Source organism: Microbacterium meiriae (assembly GCF_025143875.1).
In the GTDB taxonomy this organism is placed as follows: Bacteria; Actinomycetota; Actinomycetes; order Actinomycetales; family Microbacteriaceae; genus Microbacterium; species Microbacterium meiriae.
Genome location: NZ_JAMBDU010000008.1, coordinates 54,934 through 75,103, shown reverse-complemented (window position 1 = coordinate 75,103; position 20,170 = coordinate 54,934). Strand labels below are relative to the sequence as shown.

Annotated in this window: 27 protein-coding genes and 3 tRNA genes; 4 read left to right on the top strand and 26 right to left on the bottom strand. The window is 70.3% G+C overall.

The window, feature by feature from the left end; translation table 11 throughout:
* Positions 1-5: 5 nt before the first annotated feature.
* From rpsI to M4D53_RS07195, 6 genes are all read right to left on the bottom strand, one after another.
* A complete protein-coding gene (rpsI, locus tag M4D53_RS07220) occupies positions 6-491 on the bottom strand; it encodes a 30S ribosomal protein S9 (RefSeq protein WP_025104384.1) in 486 nt (161 codons plus the stop codon).
* Between the two features lie 26 nt (positions 492-517).
* Complete coding sequence (gene rplM / locus M4D53_RS07215; RefSeq protein ID WP_187663382.1) at positions 518-964, bottom strand: 50S ribosomal protein L13; 447 nt, start codon at positions 962-964, stop codon at positions 518-520.
* Between the two features lie 192 nt (positions 965-1,156).
* Positions 1,157-1,825, bottom strand: a complete 669-nt coding sequence (locus M4D53_RS07210; protein WP_136052048.1) for an endonuclease/exonuclease/phosphatase family protein — start codon at positions 1,823-1,825, stop codon at positions 1,157-1,159.
* Between the two features lie 53 nt (positions 1,826-1,878).
* Entirely contained in the window at positions 1,879-2,727 is an 849-nt protein-coding gene (truA, locus tag M4D53_RS07205; protein ID WP_187663381.1) for a tRNA pseudouridine(38-40) synthase TruA, read from the bottom strand.
* Between the two features lie 38 nt (positions 2,728-2,765).
* Positions 2,766-4,304 (bottom strand): APC family permease, encoded by a 1,539-nt coding sequence (locus M4D53_RS07200; protein WP_187663380.1) that lies wholly within the window; start codon positions 4,302-4,304, stop codon positions 2,766-2,768.
* Between the two features lie 98 nt (positions 4,305-4,402).
* Positions 4,403-4,768 carry a winged helix-turn-helix transcriptional regulator gene (locus tag M4D53_RS07195; protein ID WP_187663379.1) on the bottom strand — a complete coding sequence of 122 codons (366 nt, stop codon included), beginning with the start codon at positions 4,766-4,768 and terminating at the stop codon, positions 4,403-4,405.
* A gap of 93 nt (positions 4,769-4,861) precedes the next feature.
* Between M4D53_RS07195 and M4D53_RS07190 the strand changes: the two genes are divergently transcribed.
* A complete protein-coding gene (locus M4D53_RS07190; protein ID WP_259953011.1) occupies positions 4,862-5,707 on the top strand; it encodes an SDR family oxidoreductase in 846 nt (281 codons plus the stop codon).
* A 24-nt stretch (positions 5,708-5,731) separates the two neighbouring features.
* Here M4D53_RS07190 and M4D53_RS07185 read toward each other — a convergent pair whose 3' ends face one another.
* The 9 genes from M4D53_RS07185 to M4D53_RS07145 all read right to left on the bottom strand — a co-directional run bounded on the left by M4D53_RS07185 (position 5,732) and on the right by M4D53_RS07145 (position 9,810).
* Positions 5,732-6,121 carry a hypothetical protein gene (locus tag M4D53_RS07185; RefSeq protein WP_259953008.1) on the bottom strand — a complete coding sequence of 130 codons (390 nt, stop codon included), beginning with the start codon at positions 6,119-6,121 and terminating at the stop codon, positions 5,732-5,734.
* A complete protein-coding gene (locus M4D53_RS07180; RefSeq protein ID WP_259953006.1) occupies positions 6,118-6,720 on the bottom strand; it encodes a hypothetical protein in 603 nt (200 codons plus the stop codon). Before M4D53_RS07180 ends, M4D53_RS07185 begins: the two co-directional genes overlap by 4 nt.
* Positions 6,717-7,283 carry an RNA polymerase sigma factor gene (locus M4D53_RS07175; protein WP_259953005.1) on the bottom strand — a complete coding sequence of 189 codons (567 nt, stop codon included), beginning with the start codon at positions 7,281-7,283 and terminating at the stop codon, positions 6,717-6,719. Before M4D53_RS07175 ends, M4D53_RS07180 begins: the two co-directional genes overlap by 4 nt.
* Before the next feature lie 117 nt (positions 7,284-7,400).
* Positions 7,401-7,574: a CsbD family protein gene (locus tag M4D53_RS07170; RefSeq protein ID WP_187663375.1), complete on the bottom strand. Its 174-nt coding sequence runs from the start codon at positions 7,572-7,574 to the stop codon at positions 7,401-7,403.
* Positions 7,575-7,588: 14 nt separating this feature from the next.
* Positions 7,589-8,287, bottom strand: a complete 699-nt coding sequence (locus M4D53_RS07165; RefSeq protein WP_259953003.1) for a hypothetical protein — start codon at positions 8,285-8,287, stop codon at positions 7,589-7,591.
* Positions 8,284-8,850: a hypothetical protein gene (locus M4D53_RS07160; protein WP_259953002.1), complete on the bottom strand. Its 567-nt coding sequence runs from the start codon at positions 8,848-8,850 to the stop codon at positions 8,284-8,286. Before M4D53_RS07160 ends, M4D53_RS07165 begins: the two co-directional genes overlap by 4 nt.
* Complete coding sequence (locus tag M4D53_RS07155) at positions 8,847-9,188, bottom strand: hypothetical protein (protein ID WP_259953001.1); 342 nt, start codon at positions 9,186-9,188, stop codon at positions 8,847-8,849. Before M4D53_RS07155 ends, M4D53_RS07160 begins: the two co-directional genes overlap by 4 nt.
* The gene (locus M4D53_RS07150) at positions 9,185-9,376 is read right to left on the bottom strand and encodes a DUF2273 domain-containing protein (protein ID WP_025104398.1); all 192 of its coding nucleotides are present in this window, start codon (positions 9,374-9,376) and stop codon (positions 9,185-9,187) included. Before M4D53_RS07150 ends, M4D53_RS07155 begins: the two co-directional genes overlap by 4 nt.
* The gene (locus M4D53_RS07145; protein ID WP_187663371.1) at positions 9,373-9,810 is read right to left on the bottom strand and encodes an Asp23/Gls24 family envelope stress response protein; all 438 of its coding nucleotides are present in this window, start codon (positions 9,808-9,810) and stop codon (positions 9,373-9,375) included. The genes M4D53_RS07150 and M4D53_RS07145 overlap by 4 nt, the downstream gene beginning before the upstream one ends.
* A gap of 175 nt (positions 9,811-9,985) precedes the next feature.
* Here M4D53_RS07145 and M4D53_RS07140 point away from each other — a divergent pair, with 175 nt between their 5' ends.
* Positions 9,986-10,597 carry a TetR family transcriptional regulator gene (locus M4D53_RS07140; RefSeq protein ID WP_259953000.1) on the top strand — a complete coding sequence of 204 codons (612 nt, stop codon included), beginning with the start codon at positions 9,986-9,988 and terminating at the stop codon, positions 10,595-10,597.
* Entirely contained in the window at positions 10,597-12,264 is a 1,668-nt protein-coding gene (locus M4D53_RS07135) for an MDR family MFS transporter (protein ID WP_259952999.1), read from the top strand. Before M4D53_RS07140 ends, M4D53_RS07135 begins: the two co-directional genes overlap by 1 nt.
* A 6-nt stretch (positions 12,265-12,270) precedes the next feature.
* On the opposite strand, the gene M4D53_RS07130 is transcribed toward M4D53_RS07135, so the two are convergent.
* A complete protein-coding gene (locus tag M4D53_RS07130; RefSeq protein ID WP_259952998.1) occupies positions 12,271-12,432 on the bottom strand; it encodes a hypothetical protein in 162 nt (53 codons plus the stop codon).
* A gap of 165 nt (positions 12,433-12,597) precedes the next feature.
* Between M4D53_RS07130 and M4D53_RS07125 the strand changes: the two genes are divergently transcribed.
* The gene (locus tag M4D53_RS07125) at positions 12,598-13,422 is read left to right on the top strand and encodes a CPBP family intramembrane glutamic endopeptidase (RefSeq protein ID WP_259952997.1); all 825 of its coding nucleotides are present in this window, start codon (positions 12,598-12,600) and stop codon (positions 13,420-13,422) included.
* A 9-nt stretch (positions 13,423-13,431) separates the two neighbouring features.
* On the opposite strand, the gene M4D53_RS07120 is transcribed toward M4D53_RS07125, so the two are convergent.
* The 10 genes from M4D53_RS07120 to M4D53_RS07075 all read right to left on the bottom strand — a co-directional run bounded on the left by M4D53_RS07120 (position 13,432) and on the right by M4D53_RS07075 (position 20,166).
* The gene (locus tag M4D53_RS07120) at positions 13,432-13,911 is read right to left on the bottom strand and encodes a hypothetical protein (protein WP_259952996.1); all 480 of its coding nucleotides are present in this window, start codon (positions 13,909-13,911) and stop codon (positions 13,432-13,434) included.
* Positions 13,912-14,067: 156 nt separating this feature from the next.
* Positions 14,068-14,141 (bottom strand) — tRNA-Met (locus M4D53_RS07115).
* Positions 14,142-14,173: 32 nt separating this feature from the next.
* Positions 14,174-14,245, bottom strand: a tRNA-Thr gene (locus tag M4D53_RS07110).
* Positions 14,246-14,313: 68 nt separating this feature from the next.
* The gene (locus M4D53_RS07105) at positions 14,314-15,585 is read right to left on the bottom strand and encodes a M23 family metallopeptidase (RefSeq protein ID WP_187663365.1); all 1,272 of its coding nucleotides are present in this window, start codon (positions 15,583-15,585) and stop codon (positions 14,314-14,316) included.
* A gap of 119 nt (positions 15,586-15,704) precedes the next feature.
* The gene (locus M4D53_RS07100) at positions 15,705-16,499 is read right to left on the bottom strand and encodes an inositol monophosphatase family protein (RefSeq protein ID WP_259953082.1); all 795 of its coding nucleotides are present in this window, start codon (positions 16,497-16,499) and stop codon (positions 15,705-15,707) included.
* Positions 16,499-17,539, bottom strand: coding sequence for a hypothetical protein (locus M4D53_RS07095; protein WP_259953085.1), 1,041 nt, complete (start codon positions 17,537-17,539; stop codon positions 16,499-16,501). The genes M4D53_RS07100 and M4D53_RS07095 overlap by 1 nt, the downstream gene beginning before the upstream one ends.
* 116 nt (positions 17,540-17,655) lie before the next feature.
* Positions 17,656-18,456 carry an enoyl-CoA hydratase/isomerase family protein gene (locus M4D53_RS07090; protein WP_259952993.1) on the bottom strand — a complete coding sequence of 267 codons (801 nt, stop codon included), beginning with the start codon at positions 18,454-18,456 and terminating at the stop codon, positions 17,656-17,658.
* A 45-nt stretch (positions 18,457-18,501) separates the two neighbouring features.
* A complete protein-coding gene (locus M4D53_RS07085; protein ID WP_060922589.1) occupies positions 18,502-18,993 on the bottom strand; it encodes an FBP domain-containing protein in 492 nt (163 codons plus the stop codon).
* Between the two features lie 72 nt (positions 18,994-19,065).
* Positions 19,066-19,150, bottom strand: a tRNA-Tyr gene (locus tag M4D53_RS07080).
* An 86-nt stretch (positions 19,151-19,236) separates the two neighbouring features.
* Positions 19,237-20,166 (bottom strand): PfkB family carbohydrate kinase, encoded by a 930-nt coding sequence (locus tag M4D53_RS07075; protein WP_259952990.1) that lies wholly within the window; start codon positions 20,164-20,166, stop codon positions 19,237-19,239.
* Positions 20,167-20,170 lie beyond the last annotated feature (4 nt).

Here is a 20,170-nt window from a genome sequence, read left to right as displayed (position 1 = left end):
GGACCTTAACGCTTCGAGTACTGAGGCGCCTTACGGGCCTTCTTGAGTCCGGCCTTCTTGCGCTCCTTGACGCGAGCGTCGCGCGAGAGGAAGCCGGCCTTCTTCAGGGTCGGGCGGTTGTTCTCCGCGTCGATGCCGTTGAGGGCACGCGCGATGCCGAGACGCAGGGCGCCGGCCTGGCCGGAGTCGCCACCACCCGAGATGCGGGCGATCACGTCGTACGCACCGGCGAGGTTCAGCGCGGTGAACGGGTCGTTGATCAGCTGCTGGTGCAGCTTGTTCGGGAAGTAGTCCTCGAGCGTACGGCCGTTGACCGTGATGGTGCCCGAGCCGGGGACCAGACGCACGCGGGCGATGGCCTGCTTGCGACGGCCGACAGCGGCGCCGGGGACGCTCAGCACGGGGCGGGGAGCCGCCTCGACCGCGTCGGTCTCCGGGGTCGACGTCGAGAAGTTCTGGAGGTTTTCGGTGGAGTCCTGGATGTCAGCCACGAGTATGTCCTTAGTCTGTACGGCGCTTACTGGGCGACCTGGTCGAGGGTGTACGGCTGGGGCTGCTGCGCGGCGTGCGGGTGCTCGGCACCGGTGTACACCTTCAGCTTCGACAGCTGCTGGCGGCCCAGGCTGTTCTTCGGGAGCATGCCACGGATGGCCTTCTCCACGGCGCGGACCGGGTTCTTCTCGAGAAGCTCGGCGTAGGTGACCGACTTCAGGCCGCCCGGGTAGCCGGAGTGGCGGTAGGCCAGCTTCTTCTGGAGCTTCTGACCGGTGAGCGCGACCTTGTCGGCGTTCACGATGATGACGAAGTCACCCGAGTCGATGTGGTTGGCGAAGGTCGGCTTGTGCTTGCCACGCAGAAGCGTCGCCGCGTGCGAGGCCAGGCGGCCGAGAACGACGTCGGTGGCGTCGATGACGACCCAGTCGCGCTGGACTTCGCCAGCCTTGGGGGTGTAAGTGCGCGTCACGATAGTGCTGCTTTCTTGTCGAACGGAGGTGTTCGTGAATCCCACTCCGGGGTGGTTCGTTCCCTACGGGGAGGAACACGCCAGTGGAGGGCTCACGTTCGGATGTGCGTCTTCCCCGCAGGCAGGGAAGGGCACCAAAGAGTCAGCATACGCCACCGGAACGGCATTCCCCAAACCCGCCCGGCACGGGCGTCAGTTCGGACGGACCGTCACGAGGATCGGGCGGTGGTCGCTGGAGCGCTGCGGCAGCGTGGTGATGCGCTCGATCTCGAAGCCGGACGAGGTCGCGAAGTCGTAGTGCCCGCGGAAGACGCGGTACCGCGTGTAGGTGTGGTCGTCGCTGAGGGACAGTGCGTATCCCTGATCGCGCACCGCCTGACCGAGGTTCTCCTTGAAGACGGGGTAGTTGTAGTCCCCCACCATGAGCTGCGGCAGCCCCTCGCCGAGCGTCGCGAGCTCGGCGAGCGCCGCGCGGATCTGGTGCCGGCGCAGTGAGTTCAACGCCGTCAGGGGCGCGGCATGGAAGGACGCCACGATGAACTCGCCGCCGTCGTCGATGTCGCGCAGGCGGGCGCCGAGGACGCGCTCATGCGCGGGTTTGGCGATGCGGTCATGCAGCGACTTCTTCAGGCCGAGGGTGCGGATGCCGAGCAGACGATAGGTGCTCTCGCGATAGAAGAGGGCGAGGCCGAGCCTGTTGCCCTGCGTCGCGTCCGCCAGCACGAGACCGCCGATCCGATCCGGAAGCTCCGGGACATCGCACTCCTGGAGGCAGAGGATGTCGGGATCATGCTCATCGACGAGCGCCGCGAGCTCGCCGGCGGCGCGGTGCTTGCGCAGGTTGTAGGAGATGACCTTCATGATCGTCCCCACGCTACCCGCCCCATCTGTGCCCCGGCTCCCGATCCCGGCGATCAGTCGCTCTCGCGGTCGCGTCGGGCCCTGGTCTGGGCGGCTCTGGTGGCCAGGAGCTCCTCTGCCGGGTAGCCGACCTCCGTGAGGGTCAGCCCGCGGGCGGCGAGGACCTTGAACTCACTCGTCCGCGTGAGCGCATCGCGGAGCACGACGAGATCGCCGACGTCCAGGCGCCCCTCCCCCACAGCCGCACAGGCGCCGACGAGGGCCCGCACCATGCTGTGGCAGAACGCGTCGGCCTTGACCTCCGCGACGAGCACCCCGTCCGCGTCCCGCTGCCACCGGTAATCGAGCAGCGTACGGATGGTCGTGGCCTCCTCACGGGGTTTGCAGTAGGCGGCGAAGTCGTGGAGGCCGATGAGCGTCTGCGCCGCGGCGTCCATCGCCTCCGCGTCCAGCCGCCCCCGGATGGTGGTGGTGTCGAGCCGCCGCAGCGGGTCGTATCCGGCGAGGTCGTCGGCGAGCCGGTAGCGGTAGCGGCGCCAGACGGCCGAGAATCGCGCGTCGAAGCCCTCGGGGGCGAGAGAGGAGCGGGTGACCGTCACGTCGGGGTAGGCGCCGAGCACCCCGCGCATCCGCGCCGCGATGCTGCCGGCCGGGTCCTCGGCGGCGCGGCCGTGGCGCGCCTCGATCCGCGCCCACTGCGCCTCGTCGAGATCCACGTGCGCGACCTGTCCGCTCGCATGCACGCCGGCGTCCGTCCGCCCGGCGACGACGAACCGCACGTCGGAGCCGACGATCCGGGCGAGCGCCGCCTCCAGCGTCCCCTGCACCGTGCGGAGCGTGGGCTGCGTGGCCCACCCGCGGAAATGGGTGCCGTCGTAGGCGATGTCGAGCCGGATGCGCACGAGGCCAGCCTAGGACAGCCGCGTGCGCACCCCGTGCGTCAGATGCCGCCGTCGACCGATCGGATCAGCGCGCCCGGCTCCTCGGGAACCATCACCTGGGTCTCCCGGTTCAGGCTCTCGCCCCGGAAGAACCGCTTCGACCGCGGGAAGAGGTACCAGAGGAACATCAGGACCAGGCCGATCGCCAGCGACCCGATGCCGATCACGAACGTCCCGCCGATGCCGAAGAGCACGGTGTAGCCGTAGTCGACGTCCCACATGTCGATCGCCGACTGGACGAACGCCCCGGTGAGCAGCAGGGCGCCGACCAGCGGGAAGATCCCCTTGAAGAACAGGTCGCGAGCGGAGCGCCGCAGATCGGCGCGGAAGTACCAGACGCAGGCGAAGCCGGTGATCGCGTAGTAGAACGCGATCGCGAGTCCGAGCGACAGGATCGAGTCCTGGAGGATGTTGTCGCTGATGAGGGTCATGCCCACGTAGTAGAGAGAGGCCACCACGCCCATGACGATCGTCGAGAACGACGGCGTCTTGTAGACGGGGTGCACGTCCTTGAACTTCGCGGGGAGCGCGCGGTACACGCCCATCGCGAGCGTGCCGCGGGCGGTCGGGAGGATCGTCGTCTGGGTGGACGAGATCGCCGAGATGATGACCGCGACCACGAGCACCCACCCGAACGGGCCGAGCAGGCCGTCCTTGATGGCGAGGAAGAAGTCGTCGGCGTTGGCCTCGTTGCCGAGTCCCGTGCCATCCTCGCCGAGTCCGGCGTACATCATCGCGGCGATCGTCACGGCGACGTACGTCACCAGGAGGATCACGCAGGTGAGCACCGCGGCACGGCCGGGAATGCGCTTCGGGTCCTTGGTCTCCTCGTTGAGGGCGAGGCAGGTGTCCCACCCCCAGTAGATGAAGAGCGCCAGGAGGATGGCCTCCGTGAAGCCCGACCAGTCGGTGAAGCCGAACGGGTTCAGCCACTCCCACGCGAACGGCGTGGCGTCGGGGGCGTCGCCGGTGAAGAACTGCCAGAGGGCGGCGACGACGAAGATCGCCAGCGCGAGGTACTGGATCGCGAGGAGGACGTTCTGGATGCGCTCGCCGATCTCCACGCCGCGCCAGCTCACCCAGGTCATGGCGGCGATGAAGAGCACGGCCACGACGACGACCCGCCAGTCGTTGTTCTCGAGGTCCTGTCCGATCAGCGACCAGAAGTAGACGGAGGCGATCTGCGCCAGGTTCGCGAGCACGACCATGCCGGCGACCGCGACGCCCCAGCCGCCCATCCATCCCACCCAGGGGCCGAAGGCCTTGGTGCCCCAGGTGAAGGTGGTGCCGCAGTCGGGGACGGCGTTGTTGAGCTCCCGGTAGGCGAAGGCGATCAGCAGCATCGGCACGAAGGCGATGATGAAGGCGATCGGTGCTTGGGCGCCCACCGCGAGCACGACGAAGCCGAGCGTCGCGACGAGCGAGTAGACAGGGGCCGTGGAGGCCAGACCGATGACGGTGGATCCCCACAGGCCGAGGGTGCCTGCAGCCAGGCCCTTGCCGTCGGGTCGTTCAAGGTGGATGGGCGTCGTTGCCATGCTCAGAACAGTACGGCGGGCCGCGGTATCCCGTCAATCCTTTTGTTTCGGCGACGGATTCCACGCGTCGTGTGGGGATATGCGAAGGATTCCGTGGGTCAGTCGCGAGCGAGCATTCCGTCGGCGTGCGCCGCCACCCACTCCATCAGGGGCAGCATCCGCTCCATCAGGTCGCGCCCCAGCGGCGTGAGGCTGTACTCGACGTGCGGCGGCACCGTCGGCAGCGATTCCCGGTGCACCAGGCCGTCGTCGGTGAGCGTGCGCAGGGTGGAGGCGAGCATCTTCTCGCTGATGCCGTCCACCTGTCGGCGCAGCTCTCCCCAGCGGTGGGTGCCGTCGGAGAGACATGAGAGAACCAGAACGCCCCACTTGCTCATGATGTGGTCCAGGACGACGCGCGTGCCGCACCCCTGATCGAAGAGGGCCGGCTGAGAATCGCGGATCTGCGCAAAACTCACCGTCATGTGGGTACCTTACCGAAAAGTGGGTACCTGCTGAAAGGAATGCTCACGACGGCTATCGGGGTTGTCCGGGGAGTCAGCTACGAAAGGACTCCCATGACCATCCTCGTCACCGGTTCGACCGGTCACCTCGGCCGCCTCATCGTCGCCGCCCTCCTGGAGCGCGGTGTCGAGCCGCAGGCGATCCGCGCCGGCGCCCGCGACCTCGCCAAGGGTGCCGACCTCGGCGTGCCCGTCGTCCGTCTCGACTACACCGACCCGGAATCGGTCGCCGCGGCGCTCGACGGCGTGGACACCGCCGTGCTCGTCTCGGGCTCCGAGGTGGGCCAGCGCGTCGCGCAGCATCGGGCGGTGATCGACGCCGCGAAGGACGCCGGCGTGTCGAAGTTCATCTACACGAGCGCGCCGAAGGCCACCACGAGCACCCTCGTCCTGGCTCCCGAGCACAAGGCCACCGAGGAGCTCATCGCGGCCGCAGGCCTCCCCGCGGTGATCCTCCGCAACAACTGGTACACCGAGAACTACGCCGCGGACCTCGCCCGCGCCGCCGAGACCGGCGCCCTCAGCGCCGGCACCGGAGACGGCCGCGTCGCCTCCGCCAGCCGGAAGGACTACGCCGAGGCCGCCGCGGCCGTGGCCACGGAGGATGGACACATCGGCGCCGTCTACGAGCTCGGCGGAGACGTCGCGTGGACCTACGCCGACCTTGCCGCCGCGATGACCGAGGTCACCGGCCGCGAGGTCGCCTTCCTCCCGCTCTCCGCGGACGAGCAGCTCGCCGCGCTGCGCGCCGCCGGGCTCGATGAGGGCACCGCCGGCTTCGTCGTGGCCCTCGACGCCGGTATCCGCGACGGCGCACTGGCAGACACCGACGGCACGCTCCGCCGCCTCATCGGCCGCCCGACGACACCGCTCGTCGAAGGCCTCCGCGCCCTGGTGTGAGGTGAGGAGCGCCGCCGGCCGCCGTCACGGGCGGCGGCGCTCCCCCGGCACCGGCTCCCCGGCGCTCTGCACATAGGCGACGGTCAGCGTGAGCCTGTCGCGCCGCAGGCCGTCCACGTGCAGCACGGCATCCACGGTCTCGCGGGCGTGCCGCAGGGTCGCGACGCTGCTCACCCGCCCGTCGACCCCGATCGCGGCCTCGACCGCCACGCCCTCCGGCGCCGCGGTGACGGACACGATCGGGTCGGCACCGCGCTCGACGCCCCAGGCGGCCGCCCCCGCACGCACGAGGTTCGAGACGAGCGATCCGGAGCGGTACACACCGCGCACCCCCGAGCAGGCGCGCAGGGCGGTCTCGATCCGGATCGCGAGATCCGCGCGCTCCTCCTTCGTCAGCTCGGCGTCGGCCATCATGCCCCCTCCCTGACGTCGGTGATCGCGACGTCGATCGCCATGACCTGCAGCTCGGTGTGACGACGCAGCCGGACATCCACCTCGGCGCGCAGCCGGTCGGCGACGCTGCGGAGAGGGTCGCCGAGGCGCACGCTCGCGTCGATCATCACCCGCACCGGCGCTCCGGGCTCGGTCACGTCGCCGTCCAGTCGGCACCGGCCGACCAGAACCCCGGGGACGGCCTCCTCCGCGGCACGGACCAGTCCGCGCACGGCACCCTCGGTGATCGCCAGCTCCACGGCCGGATCGTCGGAGGCGAACGGGATACGGCGTCCTGCCTGGGCATCCATCGCGATGCCGCTGAGGATCCGGTCCACCCAGCTCTCGTCCACCGGCGCGGCAGAGGCCGCGTCGTCATCCATCAGCTCGCTGCCGAGGCCGCGCAGCCTCTCCAGGGCGTCGAGCGCGAGCTGGCATCCCGGAGACTCCTCGATCGCGGGGTTCCGCGGGGTGCGTCCGGCGTCCAGGTAATCGCTGAGGTCCTCGATCGTGTGCCCGTCCAGGTCGGCGGGCTCGAGACCGAGGCGGCGCAGCTGGTCGTCCTCGTGGTGATCGGTCATCGCCACGCCTCCATCCGTGTGATCAGGAATCGTCGCGCGCGGGACAGCAGTCCGCGCACCGTGCTGACGGGGATGCCGAGCTCCTCGGCGATCTCGTCGTAGCTGTAGCCGCCCAGCTCCCGCAGCACCCAGCACTCGCGCTGGGCCTCGGGGAGCTCGCGCAGAGCGGCACCGAGGGCCGCGACACCCGCTCGCGCTTCGACGACCGCGGCGGGCGACGCCTGCGGCGGCGCGGGCCGGTCGATCTCGTCCACGTCGAGGGCCGGCCGCGTCTGCCGCAGCCGGTCCACCGCTTTGCGACTCACGATCCGCATGAGCCAGCTCTTCACCTTGGCGGGGTCCTCCAGCTCACCGAACCGCTGCCACGCGGTCACGAACGCATCCTGCACGATGTCGTCGACCTCCGCCGATGCGTTCAGCATCCTGTGCGTGTAGGCCCTCATCATCGGCGTGTACCTGCGCACGAGCACCGCGAATGCGGCGACGTCCCCATCCATCGCACGGCCGGCGACGATGCGGTCCCCAGCTTGCTCCAGCGCCTCACCCCAGCGGTCGGCTGCCATTCCCCCACCCCTCGTTCACGGTTCCCCGGGCGTTCGGAGCCCGCGCCGCGTCGGATCGTGACGACCCGATGCGCGCAGGCGGAGGAGACGCCCGCACGGGCGTCTCCTCCCCCTCCGTCACTTGGTGAACGTGTCCTTGACATCCTCGGCCGCGTTCCTGACATCGCCCTTGGCCTGCTCGGCCTTGCCCTCGGCGACGAGCTTGTCGTTGTCGGTGACCTCGCCGACGACCTCCTTGGCCTTGCCCGCCACCTTCTCGGCTGCGGCCTTGATCTTGTTCTCCGCGCTCATGGCGTCTCCTTTCCTCACACGACCCCGACGGTCGGGGTCGATGTCCGTGCGGCGTTCCGGCCCTCCGGCGCCGCGGTCCGTCCCGTCGCGAGCGAACGACGCATCCGCTGCCGCGACCGGAAGAGTTCCCGCCACCCGCGGTCGGCGACGTGCACGACGAGCGGCATGCGGGTACCGGTGAGGGCGTCCCACTCCTGCACCACGTCATCGACGGCCGCGAGCAGCCCGCCCAGAGCCGCACCGGGGCGCGGGGTCACCACGAGGCCGAGAGCGATCCCTCGCCCGACTCTCCGGCTCGTCAGCCGGGCCGCGAGCACGTCCGCCCGATCGGCGAGCGGCGCCGCGAGCAGCTCCTCCGCCACGCTCCGGTCGACGGTGGTCGTTCCTCCTCCGCCGACGAGGCGGAGGAGGGTGTGCTCCCGCCGCGGCCGGCGGGTGAACAGGAAAGCCACGAGCAGGACCACGAGCAGTGCCGCAGCGGCGATCCCCACGATCGCCCACAGCGGCACGAAGCCCGCACCGGGGATGTCGAGGCCCCATGCCCCCGACCACGCCACGAGGCCGTCCGCCTGCGCGAGCACCTCCTCGAAGGGTGGCGGGAGCATGCCCGTGCCCCGCAGCCCCCCGGCGAGGAGGACGACGCCCCCGCTCAGAAGCACTGCCGCTCCCCCGAGGAGGACCGCGCGGTTCGCCGCCGTCCCTGCCGACGTCATGCGATCACTCCTTGCCGTTCCACCTGCACCCGCGGCGAGAGCCGGAAGCCGACCTCGTCCAGCATTCGGGCCGCTGCCTCCTCGGCGGCAGCCGCATCCACCGGCACCCCACTCGTCGGAGTGACCCGGATCAGCGCCGCGCGTCGGGCCACGGTCACGCCCACCTGCCCGCGCGGCACCCCGATCCGGCGTGCGACCCCGTCCGCGATGGCGTCGGCGAGCACACCGTCGTCGATCACGAGCGCTGCCCGCGTGTCGAGACGTGTGCGGCGCGCACGCCGGCCCGGAAGCACAGCGAGCGCGAAGAGGAGCAACGCCAGGAGGAGAAGCACGACCCCGACCGCGATCACGGCCGACGGCATCTGCAGGAGCGCCGGGACGGGCGCGAACCAGGCGGCGGCCTGCGTGCGGAACCCCTCGTCGAGGGCCCACGCCGCCACCCCGACCAGCAACACGGCGAGGACCAGGGTCAGCACCACGGCGAGCGCGATCGCAGGGCCGCGACGCGTCGCCCTCGCCTCTCGGCGGAGGAGCCGCCGGGGTGTCGCGGTGTTCGTCGTCATGCCACTCTCCTCTCCGTCTCGCGTCGGACGCCGGCGAAGCGCACGTCCACCGCTCCCACGTGACGCGCTGCCAGGTCGCGCATCCCCTGTACGACGGCGTCGCGGACGGCGTCCGCCCGTGCACTCACGGGATCGGTGCCCTGACGGCTCAGCACGACCGGAACCTCCACGGACACCCGCAGGTCGCCGCGACGGTCCGCCAGCTGAACGCTCACGTCGTCGGTACCGACCCGAGCGGCATCGCGGACGATCCCCAGAGCGAGCCGGTGCAACGCGCGGGCTTCGACGACCGTGGCCCCCGCCACGGTCGTCGGCCCGTCCGTCTGTGCCACGCTCATGAGGACGATCGCCGCCCGCGCACCACGTCGGCGAGCGCCCGCACGTCCAGGCGACCGTCGACGATGCGGCCGACGACGGCGCCGACGAGCATCGCGAGGGTGACGAGCAGGAACGCCCAGAACCCCCAGACGATCCAGGTCAGCGCGAGCACCGTCGCCGCAGCTCCGCCGATCACCGAGGCGTTCACTGGACCCGCGCCTCCGGAGCCTCGTCGTCGTCCTCCGAGGGGATGTGCACGTCGTTGACGGTCACGTTCACCTCGGCGACGTCCATGCCCACCAGCTCCACCATGGCCCGGTGGATCGCGGCCCGCACCTGGTCGGCCACCTTCTGCAGGGACACCGGGTACTCCGCCACGATCGTCACGTCGACGGCCACCTGCGTCTCGCCGACCTCGACGCTGATCCCCTGCGCGAGGTCGGTCGTGTTGAGGGCGTCGCGGATCGCACCCATCATGCGCGCGGCGCCACCGCCGAGCGCGTAGACGCCGTCGACCTCCCGCGCCGCGATGCCGGCGATCTTCGCGACCACCGCATCCTCGATCGTCGTCTTCCCCGCCGCCCCCTGCGACGCCGGGACGACCTGAGCCTTGGGCTGGGTGCCCCCAGTCACGTTCGCCATCTCGAGCTCCTTCATCCGTGTGTCCACGCGGTTTCCGCGCGGGCCGTGTTCTCACGACACCACTAAGACGGTCGAGGAGCACAGAATGTCACAAACTTCTCGGAACGAATCTCCGCGCCTTCCTCGGCGGCAACTTTCAGTGCACTCCAAGGTTCAGAGTGCAAAGTTGCACTCTATGGAGAACAGTGCAGAATCCACGAGGGAGCAACGCAAGCGGCGGACCACGCGGGCACTCACCGAGGCCGCGCGCCGCCTGACGGCCGAGCGGGGCTTCGCCGGCTTCACGGTCGAGGAGCTGTGCGCCGATGCCGGAGTCTCCCGGCGCACGTTCTTCAACTACTTCGAGAGCAAGGAGAACGCCGTCTTCGGGTTCGCCGTGATCGACTCCCGCCAGGAGGAGCTCGAAGCGGTCTTCCTCGAGGGCGACGGCGATCTCCTGGACGACTTCGTGCAGCTCACCGTCGAGCGCTTCGCCCTCTTCGATCCGATCGAGCACGCCGCCGAGCTGTTCGCCGTCATCGAGCAGGAGCCGCGGCTGCTACGCGCGGCGTTCGAGCAGCAGGAGAAGCACGAGCGCCGCGACATCGCCCTCGTCGCGCGCCGCATCGGCGGTGCCACCGACGCGGAGCTCCGCGCCGAGGTGCTCGTCCACTCCGTCGGCGCGCTCGTCCGCCTCTGCATGGAGCAGCTGCTGCATCACCACTCCACCGAGCCGTTCGCCGACCTCATCGCCCGCCGACTGCGCCTCGCGCGCGATCTCTACTCCCCTTCACAGAAAGCCCACTGATGTCCGCCACCGCCACCGCGGATGCGCCCTTCCTCCTCACGAAGCGCCGCATCTGGATCATCTTCAGCGCCCTGATCGCGGGCATGCTGCTCGCGAGCCTCGACCAGACCATCGTGTCGACGGCGATGCCCACGATCGTCGGCCAGCTCGGCGGCGTCGACCATCAGGTCTGGATCACCACCGCCTACCTGCTCGCCACCACCATCGTCATGCCCATCTACGGCAAGTTCGGCGACGTGCTGGGACGACGGTCGCTCTTCCTCGTCGCCATCGCCCTGTTCACACTGGCCTCGGTGGGCTGCGCGTTCGCGACGGACTTCTGGATGTTCGTCGTCTTCCGTGCCCTCCAGGGTCTCGGCGGCGGCGGGCTCATGATCCTGTCGCAGGCGATCATCGCCGACATCGTGCCCGCCAACGAGCGCGGCAAGTACATGGGTCCGCTCGGCGCGGTGTTCGGCCTCTCCGCCGTCGCCGGACCGCTCCTCGGCGGTTTCTTCGTCGATCACATGACCTGGCAGTGGGCGTTCTACATCAACATCCCGGTCGGCATCGCCGCGTTCCTCATCGCCCTCGTGGCGCTGAAGCTCCCCAGCAAGAAGGCGGAGAAGCCGATCGACATCCTCGGCGTGCTCTTCCTGTCCGCCGCCACGACCTGCCTCATCTTCTTCACCGACTTCGGCGGCGACGCCGCGTTCGGCTGGGACTCGCTCGCGACCTGGGCCTGGGGCGCCGGGCTCGTGGTGTCGGCGACGGCGTTCGTCATCACCGAGTCCCGGGTGCAGGACCCGATCATCCCGCTCAGCCTCTTCCGCAACCCGATCTTCGTGAACGCCACGGCGATCGGCCTCGTCCTCGGCATCGGCATGTTCGCGGCGATCGGCTTCGTCCCGACGTTCCTGCAGATGTCGTCCGGCACCTCCGCCGCCGCCTCCGGGCTGCTGATGATCCCGATGATGGTCGGCCTCATGGGGACCTCGATCTTCTCCGGCCTCGCGATCTCGAAGACCGGGAAGTACAAGATCTATCCGATCCTGGGAACGATCATCACCGGTATCGCGATGGTCGCCATGACCACATTGTCGGCGGAGACGCCGATCTGGCTGATCTGCGCATTCCTGTTCGTCTTCGGCGCCGGGCTCGGCCTCATCATGCAGGTCGTCGTGCTCGTCGTGCAGAACGCCGTCCCGGCGGGCGAGATCGGCACCGCCACGAGCACGAACAACTACTTCCGCGAGGTCGGCGCCTCGCTGGGGACGGCGGTGTTCGGCACGATCTTCACCACACGTCTGACGGAGAACCTGCTCGGCGTGTTCGCCGGCGCCGGGGCGTCCCCCGAGTCCGCCTCCGAAGCCGCGTCCACGATCGACCCCGCCACGCTGAACAGCCTGCCGGACGAGGTCCGCGACGGCATCGTCACGGCATATGCGGACGCCCTCGCCCCGGTGTTCTGGTACCTCGTGCCCTTCATCGCGCTCGCGCTCATCCTGTCGCTGTTCCTCAAGCAGATCCCGCTGTCGGATCAGGCGGGTCTCGTCGCGCGCGGCGAGGCGATCAGCGGCGAGGAGGCCGAGCGCCTCGAGGCCGAGCTCCGCACCGCCGGACGCGTCGATGCCGGACGCGCGGACGCCGAGCCGGAAGAGACCGGCTCGGCGTCCACGGGCAGGTAGCCCGCGCTAGGGGAGGTCGGCGACGTCGACGTCGTCGTCGTCCTCCCCACCGCCCGTCGCGGGAAGGTCGTCAGGCTCGGGGTCGTGATCGGTGGTGACGAAGTCGGGGTCGACGCCGATGGCCTCGATCTCCTCCTGGTTGTCCTGGCTGTTCGACGTGTCGGACATGGCGCCTCCTGATGTTGGGGATCCGGACGGCCAGTCTGCGCGGGGGCGCCGACGCGGCCGAGGGGGTTGACACGGCGTGTCGCCGCCGCACGCCCACTCGCCGGGGGCGGAGCCACCAGACTGGAGCTGTTCGCCCCCCTCTCCCTCCCTTCTCGAGGAGCACCCGTGATCGACGCCGCACCGCACCGTTCCGCCTGGCAGCGCTTCTGGGATCGCGGAGGCTGGTGGCGCGCCCTCCTGCTCGCGGCCGTGTACTACGGGCTCTATCAGCTGCTCTCGCTGGCCCTCCTCCCGCTGGCCGCGCAGGTCGACGATCCGGCGAGTGCAGCCGGCGTCCTCGTCTACGACGTCCTGCCGATCCTCGTCGGGGGCCTCCTGCTGGTCGCGTTCATCGCCTCGCTCGGGTGGTGGCGACCCGTGTTCGGGCCCCAGCCCATCCGGGGAGCGGGGTGGATGTGGATCGCGATCATCGCGGTCCTGCTGTTCAACGTCCTCCGTTTCCTCACGATCGAGGACGGCAGCGTCGGACGTGATGTTGTCGCGACCTGGCTGCTCGCGGGACTCGCCATCGGCTTCGCGGAAGAGGTGCTCACGCGCGGCCTCGTCGTGAAGATGATGCGGGACGCCGGCGCACGCGAACTGGTCGTCGCGGTGGTCTCCGCGGCGATCTTCGCCGCTCTGCATGCGGGGAATCTCCTGACGGGGCAGGATCTGCTCCCGACGCTGTTCCAGCTCGTGTACACGTTCGCGTTCGGCATCTGCATGTACCTCGCGCTCCGGGTCACCGGGACGATCATCGCCCCGATCCTCCTGCACGCCAGCACCGATCCGAGTATCTTCCTGCAGACTCTGCACCCCGCCGAGGGCGGGCTCACCGTGGTCGCGGGGCTCGGCAACATCGTCGTGATCGTCGCGGGTCTCGTGCTGATGATCTTCATCCGTGGTCGGGTCGGGGCTTCCGCACCCGACACCTTCGCCCCGCAGCGCTGACCGCCCGGATCACACCGCACGCCAGACGGCGTGCGTGCCGACGGCCGCGATCGCGAAGACCAGCACGGCCACCCGGTGCGCATCGCCGACGGCCAGGGCCGCGTCGGAGGCACCGACGAGATCGTCGGCGACGCCCGCCACCATCGTCCGCGACACGACGGCATCGTCCATCTCGGCCACGCCGTCCGCGAGCCACCCCATGACGAGCCGGAGGGATCTCGTCCCGAGCTCGACCCCGAGAGGGACCGCAGGACAGCTCAGCACGTCGGCGACGGTCACGCCGTGTCGCAGCAGCCCGGCGAGTGCCCCGGCGAGGGCGCCGGTCAGCAACGCGCGCCCGTACCCTTCGGCGACCAGCAGGTCCCAGGACTCGTGCGGCGCGAGCGTTTCGAGCCCGAGGGAATGACCGCGCCCGTCCGCGACGGCTTCCTCCAGGGCGCGCCGGGCGTCCCGGAACACGATGCTCGCACGGCGATCGGGCGCAGACACGGCAGACCTCGTCCCTCGATGCCCGCCATCTCGGTGGCCGGCTGGGAGGCCGACGCGTCACACACTCTAGGACGCTCCGCGCAGGGTGAGGACGGTATCCCGGCACTGAGGTCGGAGACGACAAAACCCCCGGAAGGTTCCGGGGGTTTCATTCTGTAGCAGGAGCGGGGCTTGAACCCGCGACCTCACGATTATGAGTCGTGCGCTCTCACCAACTGAGCTACCCTGCCGCACGGCATCCGCATCGCAGATGCGAACTCCGAGCCCCGAGTCAGGATTGAACTGACGACCCCTTCCTTACCATGGAAGTGCTCTGCCACTGAGCTATCGGGGCGTGCTGCCCCTCGCGGGGCAACCACACGAGAATACCATCACTGTGGCGTCCTCATGAAATCGAGACGGTCACTCCTCCGAGGTGAGAGACGTGCGTCCGGCGTTCTTCTTGAGCCACGGCATCGGGTCGATGGTCGTCCCGTTCACGATGAGCTCGAAGTGCAGGTGCGCGCCGTAGGAGCGGCCGGTGTTGCCGGTCTTGCCCACGATGTCGCCCACCTTGACCTTGTCGCCCGCCTTGACCTGCAGCGAGCCGTACTGCATGTGCGAGTAGTGGCTCGTGATGACGGAGCCGTCGATGACGTGGTCGATGTAGACCGTGACACCGTAGGCGGCACCCTGCTCGGTCGCGATGCGGACGGTTCCGTCGGCGATGGCCTGGATGGGCGCACCGTTGCCCGGCACGAAGTCGATGCCCTCGTGGAGGCGGCCGCTGCGCATGCCGTAGCCGTAGCTCATGCCGACGCCGACGAGGAACGGCCACTGGATGGCGGCATCCGGGTCGTTCGTGAAGATCTCGCCGGAGTAGTTGATGCCCTGCTCCGCGGCGACCTCGACGAGCGAGACGGTGCTGAAGTTGTCGGCGCGCGAGAGCGGCTCGTTCTGCACGCCGGATGGCGCGACGAAGGCCTGGATCTCGTCGTCCGCCGAGCCTGCTGCGTCAGCAGCCGCTGCGGTGACGAGGGAGGTCGAGGCGAGGGAGCCGCCCTGGGCGGCGGCGACCGCCTCCGCAGGAAGCGTCATGGACACGGCCAGGAGGCCGGCGAGGCCCATGGCTCCGACGGTGGCACCGGCAGTGAGGGCCTTGCGGATGCTGCGCGTGCGGCGAGGACCGACGGCCGCGAGGCCTGCGGTGTCGATCTTCGGCGCGGTCTGCGACGCGGCATTCGGGGCGAAGGCCGAACGGCGGGACGCCGACGACGTCGGGATGGAGCCGGTGGTGCGGAAGGCGCGGGAGGCGCGCTCGAAGGCGTCACCCTCGGCGTCGGCTTCGGCGACGAAGGGCTCCGACGCCGGGGCGATGTCCTCGACCGGAACGGTGTCCTCGGCCTTCTCGACGATCTCCGCGACGACGGGCACCGCGGGGACATCGGCGATGGCAGGCGCGGGAGCCGCCGCAATGAAGGGCTCCTCCGGCGCGGCGGGCACCGGAGGGACGTCGGCCTGACGCTGACGCGCGGCGCGACGGGAGAGCGGGATGACAGCAGCGAGGGCGATCACGGTCTCCGCGTCAGCGAGGGGTGCCGTCGACCCGCTCGCCGAGGCCTCGGAGGCCGCAGTGCGAGGGCGGCTGGACCGGCGCGTGGGCGCAGCCGCAGCCTGGGGGTTCTCGAAGGGCAAAGCTAATCTCTCGGTCGTTCGTGATGCTCGGGGGCGCAATGACAACTCTCACCTTCGGGTGGTGAAAGTAACGATCGGGTAAACACTACCCCGATCGACCTGTGAATGCCATGGATCGGTCAGGGTTTTTCCTCATCGAGGATAGCGCGGAGTCGGTCGTGCAGGGTCACGCCGCCCGCGATCAGGAAAGGCCGCGGCGATTCCCGATCGATCCGGCTGGCCCGGCCACCCGCCTCCTGGACGAGCAGCGCGCCCGCGGCATGGTCCCACGGCTTGAGCCCGCGCTCGAAATATCCGTCCAGTCGGCCGGCCGCCACATAGGCCAGATCCAGGGCCGCCGACCCCATACGACGGAGGTCACGGGCGATCGGCATCACCCGCCGGACCGTCGCGAGGTCGCCGTCGTGGGTCGTCGGGTCGTAGCCGAATCCGGTCGCCAGGAGCGCGCCGGCGTCGGTCACCTCGGTGACCGCGAGCCGGACGCCGTCCGACCAGGCCCCGTGGCCGCGAGCAGCCGTGAAGGTCTCCCCCACGGCGGGTGCGTGCACGGCCGCGGCCAGCGCCTCCCACTCGTCCGGCTCCGGCGGACCGCTGACGGCTGCGATGCTCACGTTGTACGCCGGGATGCCGTAGGCGTAGTTCACCGTGCCGTCGATGGGGTCGACCACCCAGGTGATCCCGCTGTCGCCGGTGGCCGCGCCCGACTCCTCACCGAGGAAGCCGTCCGCCGGTCGCGCCGCGCGCAGGCGCTCGCGGATCAGCTCCTCGACTTCGCGGTCGGCGTCCGTGACGATGTCGGCGAGCGTCGACTTTGTCGCGGCGAGGCGTACGCCCTCCCGTCGACGGGTCCGAGCGAGAGCTCCCGCCTCCTCGGCGATCTCGGCCGCCAGGGCGCTGAGCTCGAGAGCGTCGATCACGGCGCCGGGTGCGAGGGGGCGGGCGGCGGCGGCGGGAAGGCCGGGGGCTCACCCTGGGCGGGCGACGCGGGCTGCGGCGGGGCCGGCTGCGGAGGCGCCGACTGAGCGGGTGCCGACGCCGGCTGCGGCGGAGCGGGTCGGTCAGGCGCGGGCGGCACGGGTCCCGGAGCGGGAGGAGCGCCGAAGTCGGGAAGGGCCGGAGTCGTCGGCGCAAGGGGCGGCGTCGCCACGGGGAACGCCGTGGCGGGCGCCTGACCCAGTGCCGGAGGGGCCGTCGAGGGGTACCCCGTGTAGTAGGCGTTCCAGTCCGGGCTGCCGTCCGGGAGGACCGGGAGTGGCGTGATCCCATCGGCGTAGGTCGGCCAGGACGGGGCGGAAGCGACGGGACGGGCGGCGGGAGCCTTCTTCGGCGCGAACAGGGCGTTCAGCAGCGGAATCAGCGTGGTGCCGACGGCGACGAGGATCGTGAGGGCGACGACGATGCGCCAGTACAGCTCGGTGTAGTCGAAGGTGTTCGGGAACGCGAGGAAGAACACCAGCAGCGCGACGAGGGCACCGAGGAAGACGATCGTCACGATGTGGATCACCTTCGTGAAGGTCGTGACGTGTCGCTGCGCGGCACGGGTGAACAGCCGCACGTGGAGCAGTGCGAGCTGAAGGATCCCGATCACGAGCAGCAGCTGGAAGAACCGTTCCGCGCCGAAATAGAGGCCGTCTTCCGGAAGCCAGATCTTCACAAGGCCGACGAGGAGCGCGACGACCCAGGTGACCATGCTGGCGAGCTGGAGCCAGTCCGGCCGGTTCGGCGCGAGGCCCGCCTCGAGGATGGCGATTCCGGCGAAGGCGGCGAGCAGGAGGATCGTGAGGAAGGCACGACCGATGAGGCCGTTCTGATCACCGACCAGGACCCACACGACGCAGACCAGTGCGGCGGCGATGAGGGCGCCGATGGCGACCCACAGCGACCCCCTGATGAGCAGCGACATGTTCTTCTTGTCACCCTGCGGCTGCAGCCGTGCGGTGTCCGGATGGGACATGGGGATCCTCTCGTCGAGCGGCGATGCCTTCATCCTGCCACGCGCAGGCCCGCTTGTTCCGGCTTCCCTCAGGCGCGCGGGAGATCGGGAAGCGACCGCGCTCTGGGGAGGAGGGGTCAGCCGGCCTTCTTCGCGGATGCCTCAGCGAAGGCCGCGACCCGCGCCTGCGCGTCCGGGGTCTCCAGGGCGGCGCCGATGGACCGGGCCTCCTCGCTCAACTGCTCGGCGAACGTGCGCTCCGGCTGCGACCGCACCAGCCGCTTGGCCTGTCCGTACGCGTCGGCGGCCCCGGCGAGCCAGAACCGCGCGACCTCCTCGGCCCGCGCACGGACCCGGTCGGCTTCCGTCCTGCTGTCCTCGCCTTCCACGACCTCGGCCACCAGCCCCCAGTCGAGGGCCTCCGCGGCGGTGAGCAGCCGGTCCTGCAGCACCAGCTGGAGGGCGCGGCGCTGGCCGACGGCCCGCGCGAGCTGCGCCGACACGGAGAGGTCGGGCGTGAGGCCGATGTTCGCGTACAGGCTCCCGAGCTGCGACCGCGAGCCCACCACGGCGTAGTCCGTGGCGAGCAGGATGCCGAGTCCACCGCCGGCCGTCGCCCCGTGCGCGGCGGCGACCACGGGCACGCTCGACTCCGTGAGCGCGCGGATCCCGGTGTTGATGACCTCGGCCAGCGCGGTGATCTCCGCCCCGGACGACCCCATGGTCATCGCCATGTCGATCACGTCGCCGCCCGCGCAGAACGCCGGTCCCGCCGCGTCGATGAGGATGGCCTGCACGTCGTCGCGCGACGTCGCCTCGACCGTCGCATCCCGCCAGGCGTACGCCAGATCGGCGTTGAACGCGTTGAGGCGGGTCGGACGGTTCAGCGTCAGCCGCGCCATCCCCTCGTCGACGGCGAACAGGACGGCATCACTCATGGCTTCTCCTTCGAGCACAGGCGGATGCCTCCAGGCTAGCCGCGCTCAGGAGCCGTCCCAGACGCGAGCGACGAACCGCTCCATCCGCCGCCGGGTGCCGTCGAGGCGGAAGTCGACCTGTCCCGCCGCCCGGATCTCGTTCGGTGCGAGCGGATGCGCCAGGCGCACGTTCTCGTGGCAGGACAGGTCGGCGCAGATGTAGGTGCCGACCGAGTCGCCGCGCTCCCCCGCCTCCCCCGTGCGCCGGGCGGCGAACAACGCCACCTGGTTGCCCGGCTGCATCGTGTGGCAGATGTTACACATGCCGGAGCGCCCGCGCCCTGGTTCCGACGCCCGCAGCACCACGCCGACCACGCGCCCCTCGTGCGGGATCAGGACGTAGCCGCGCTTGCCGGCACTCGGGTCGCGCCAGGCGAAGAAGTCGAGGTAGTCCCAGTCCACGAGGAGGAAGTCGTGCGGCATCTCCATGACGCGCAGCTCGTCGGCGTCCGCGTTCACGAACGAGGCCCGGACGTCGGCTTCGGTGAGAGGTCGCATCGCTCCAGTCTAGGAACTCGGCGCGGAGGTGAGGCCGGGAACGCGAGAAGCCCCCGCGAGCGGGGGCTTCCGTGGTGGCGAGTGAGGGATTCGAACCCCCGAAGTCGAAGACGGCTGATTTACAGTCAGATCCCTTTGGCCACTTGGGTAACTCGCCAGAGCGCACCCGTCCGACTTGAACAGCCAACCGGGGGCACGAAGAACAATCATACCTGCCGGATGCGGGCGCGAGAAATCGAGGCGTCAGCTCCCGTACACGCCGCGGTCGGCGACGGCCAGCGACTCCGGTGTGCGCAGCAGCCCGCCCTCGGCGCGGCAGGTCGCGGCGGCCACGTCCATCGCGCGCGTGAGCAGGGCCGTCCACTCCTCGGCCGCCTTCGGGCCGCCGTCCACCAGCCCGGCGGCGACGGCGGCGAGAGTCGCATCCCCAGCCCCCACTGTGTCGACCACGCGACCAGGGAGCGCCGAGATGGGAGCCGAGACCGACCCGCCGTCCGACTCGAGCACCGCGCCGTCTGCCCCGGCCGTCGCGAGCACAGCGGTGACTCCGAGGCTCCGGAGCCGCGCGCGCAGGGCGTCGAGGTCGCCGTCGTAGAGCACGGCAGCGTCGTCGGCACCGACCTTCACCAGCTCGGCCCTCGAAGCCAGCCGCTCGAAGCCGCGGACGAACTCCTCGCGGTCGGACAGCATGCCGGTGCGCGGGTTCGGGTCGATCGCCAGCCGCGCGTCCTCCACTGCGGCCGCGAGGGCGTCGACCTCCTCGGGGGCATCGAAGGGGAAGCAGCTCACGGCGACGATGTCCGCGTCGCCGATGGCGGCCCTCGCCTCGTCCGAGTACCGGATGGTCCGCTCCTGGGCCGCGCGATTGAAGACGTAACTCGGCTCGCCGTTCGCGGCCCGGGTCACGACGGCCCGCGACGACCCGTGCGGCGCCACGCTCGCGATCAGCCGCACGCCGTGATCGGCCAGGTACTCGCGGATGTGCGCGCCCGCGACATCCTCCCCCACCATCGCGATGAGGGTCGTGGGGATGCCGAGCCGGCGCAGCCCGACCGCCACGTTCAGGGCCGCTCCACCGACGAACTCACGGACGCCGCTGTCATCCCGGATCTCGTCGATCAGGGCGTCTCCGATGACGACGGCCGCGCCGCCGGGGGAAGTCTCAGTGCTCACTCGC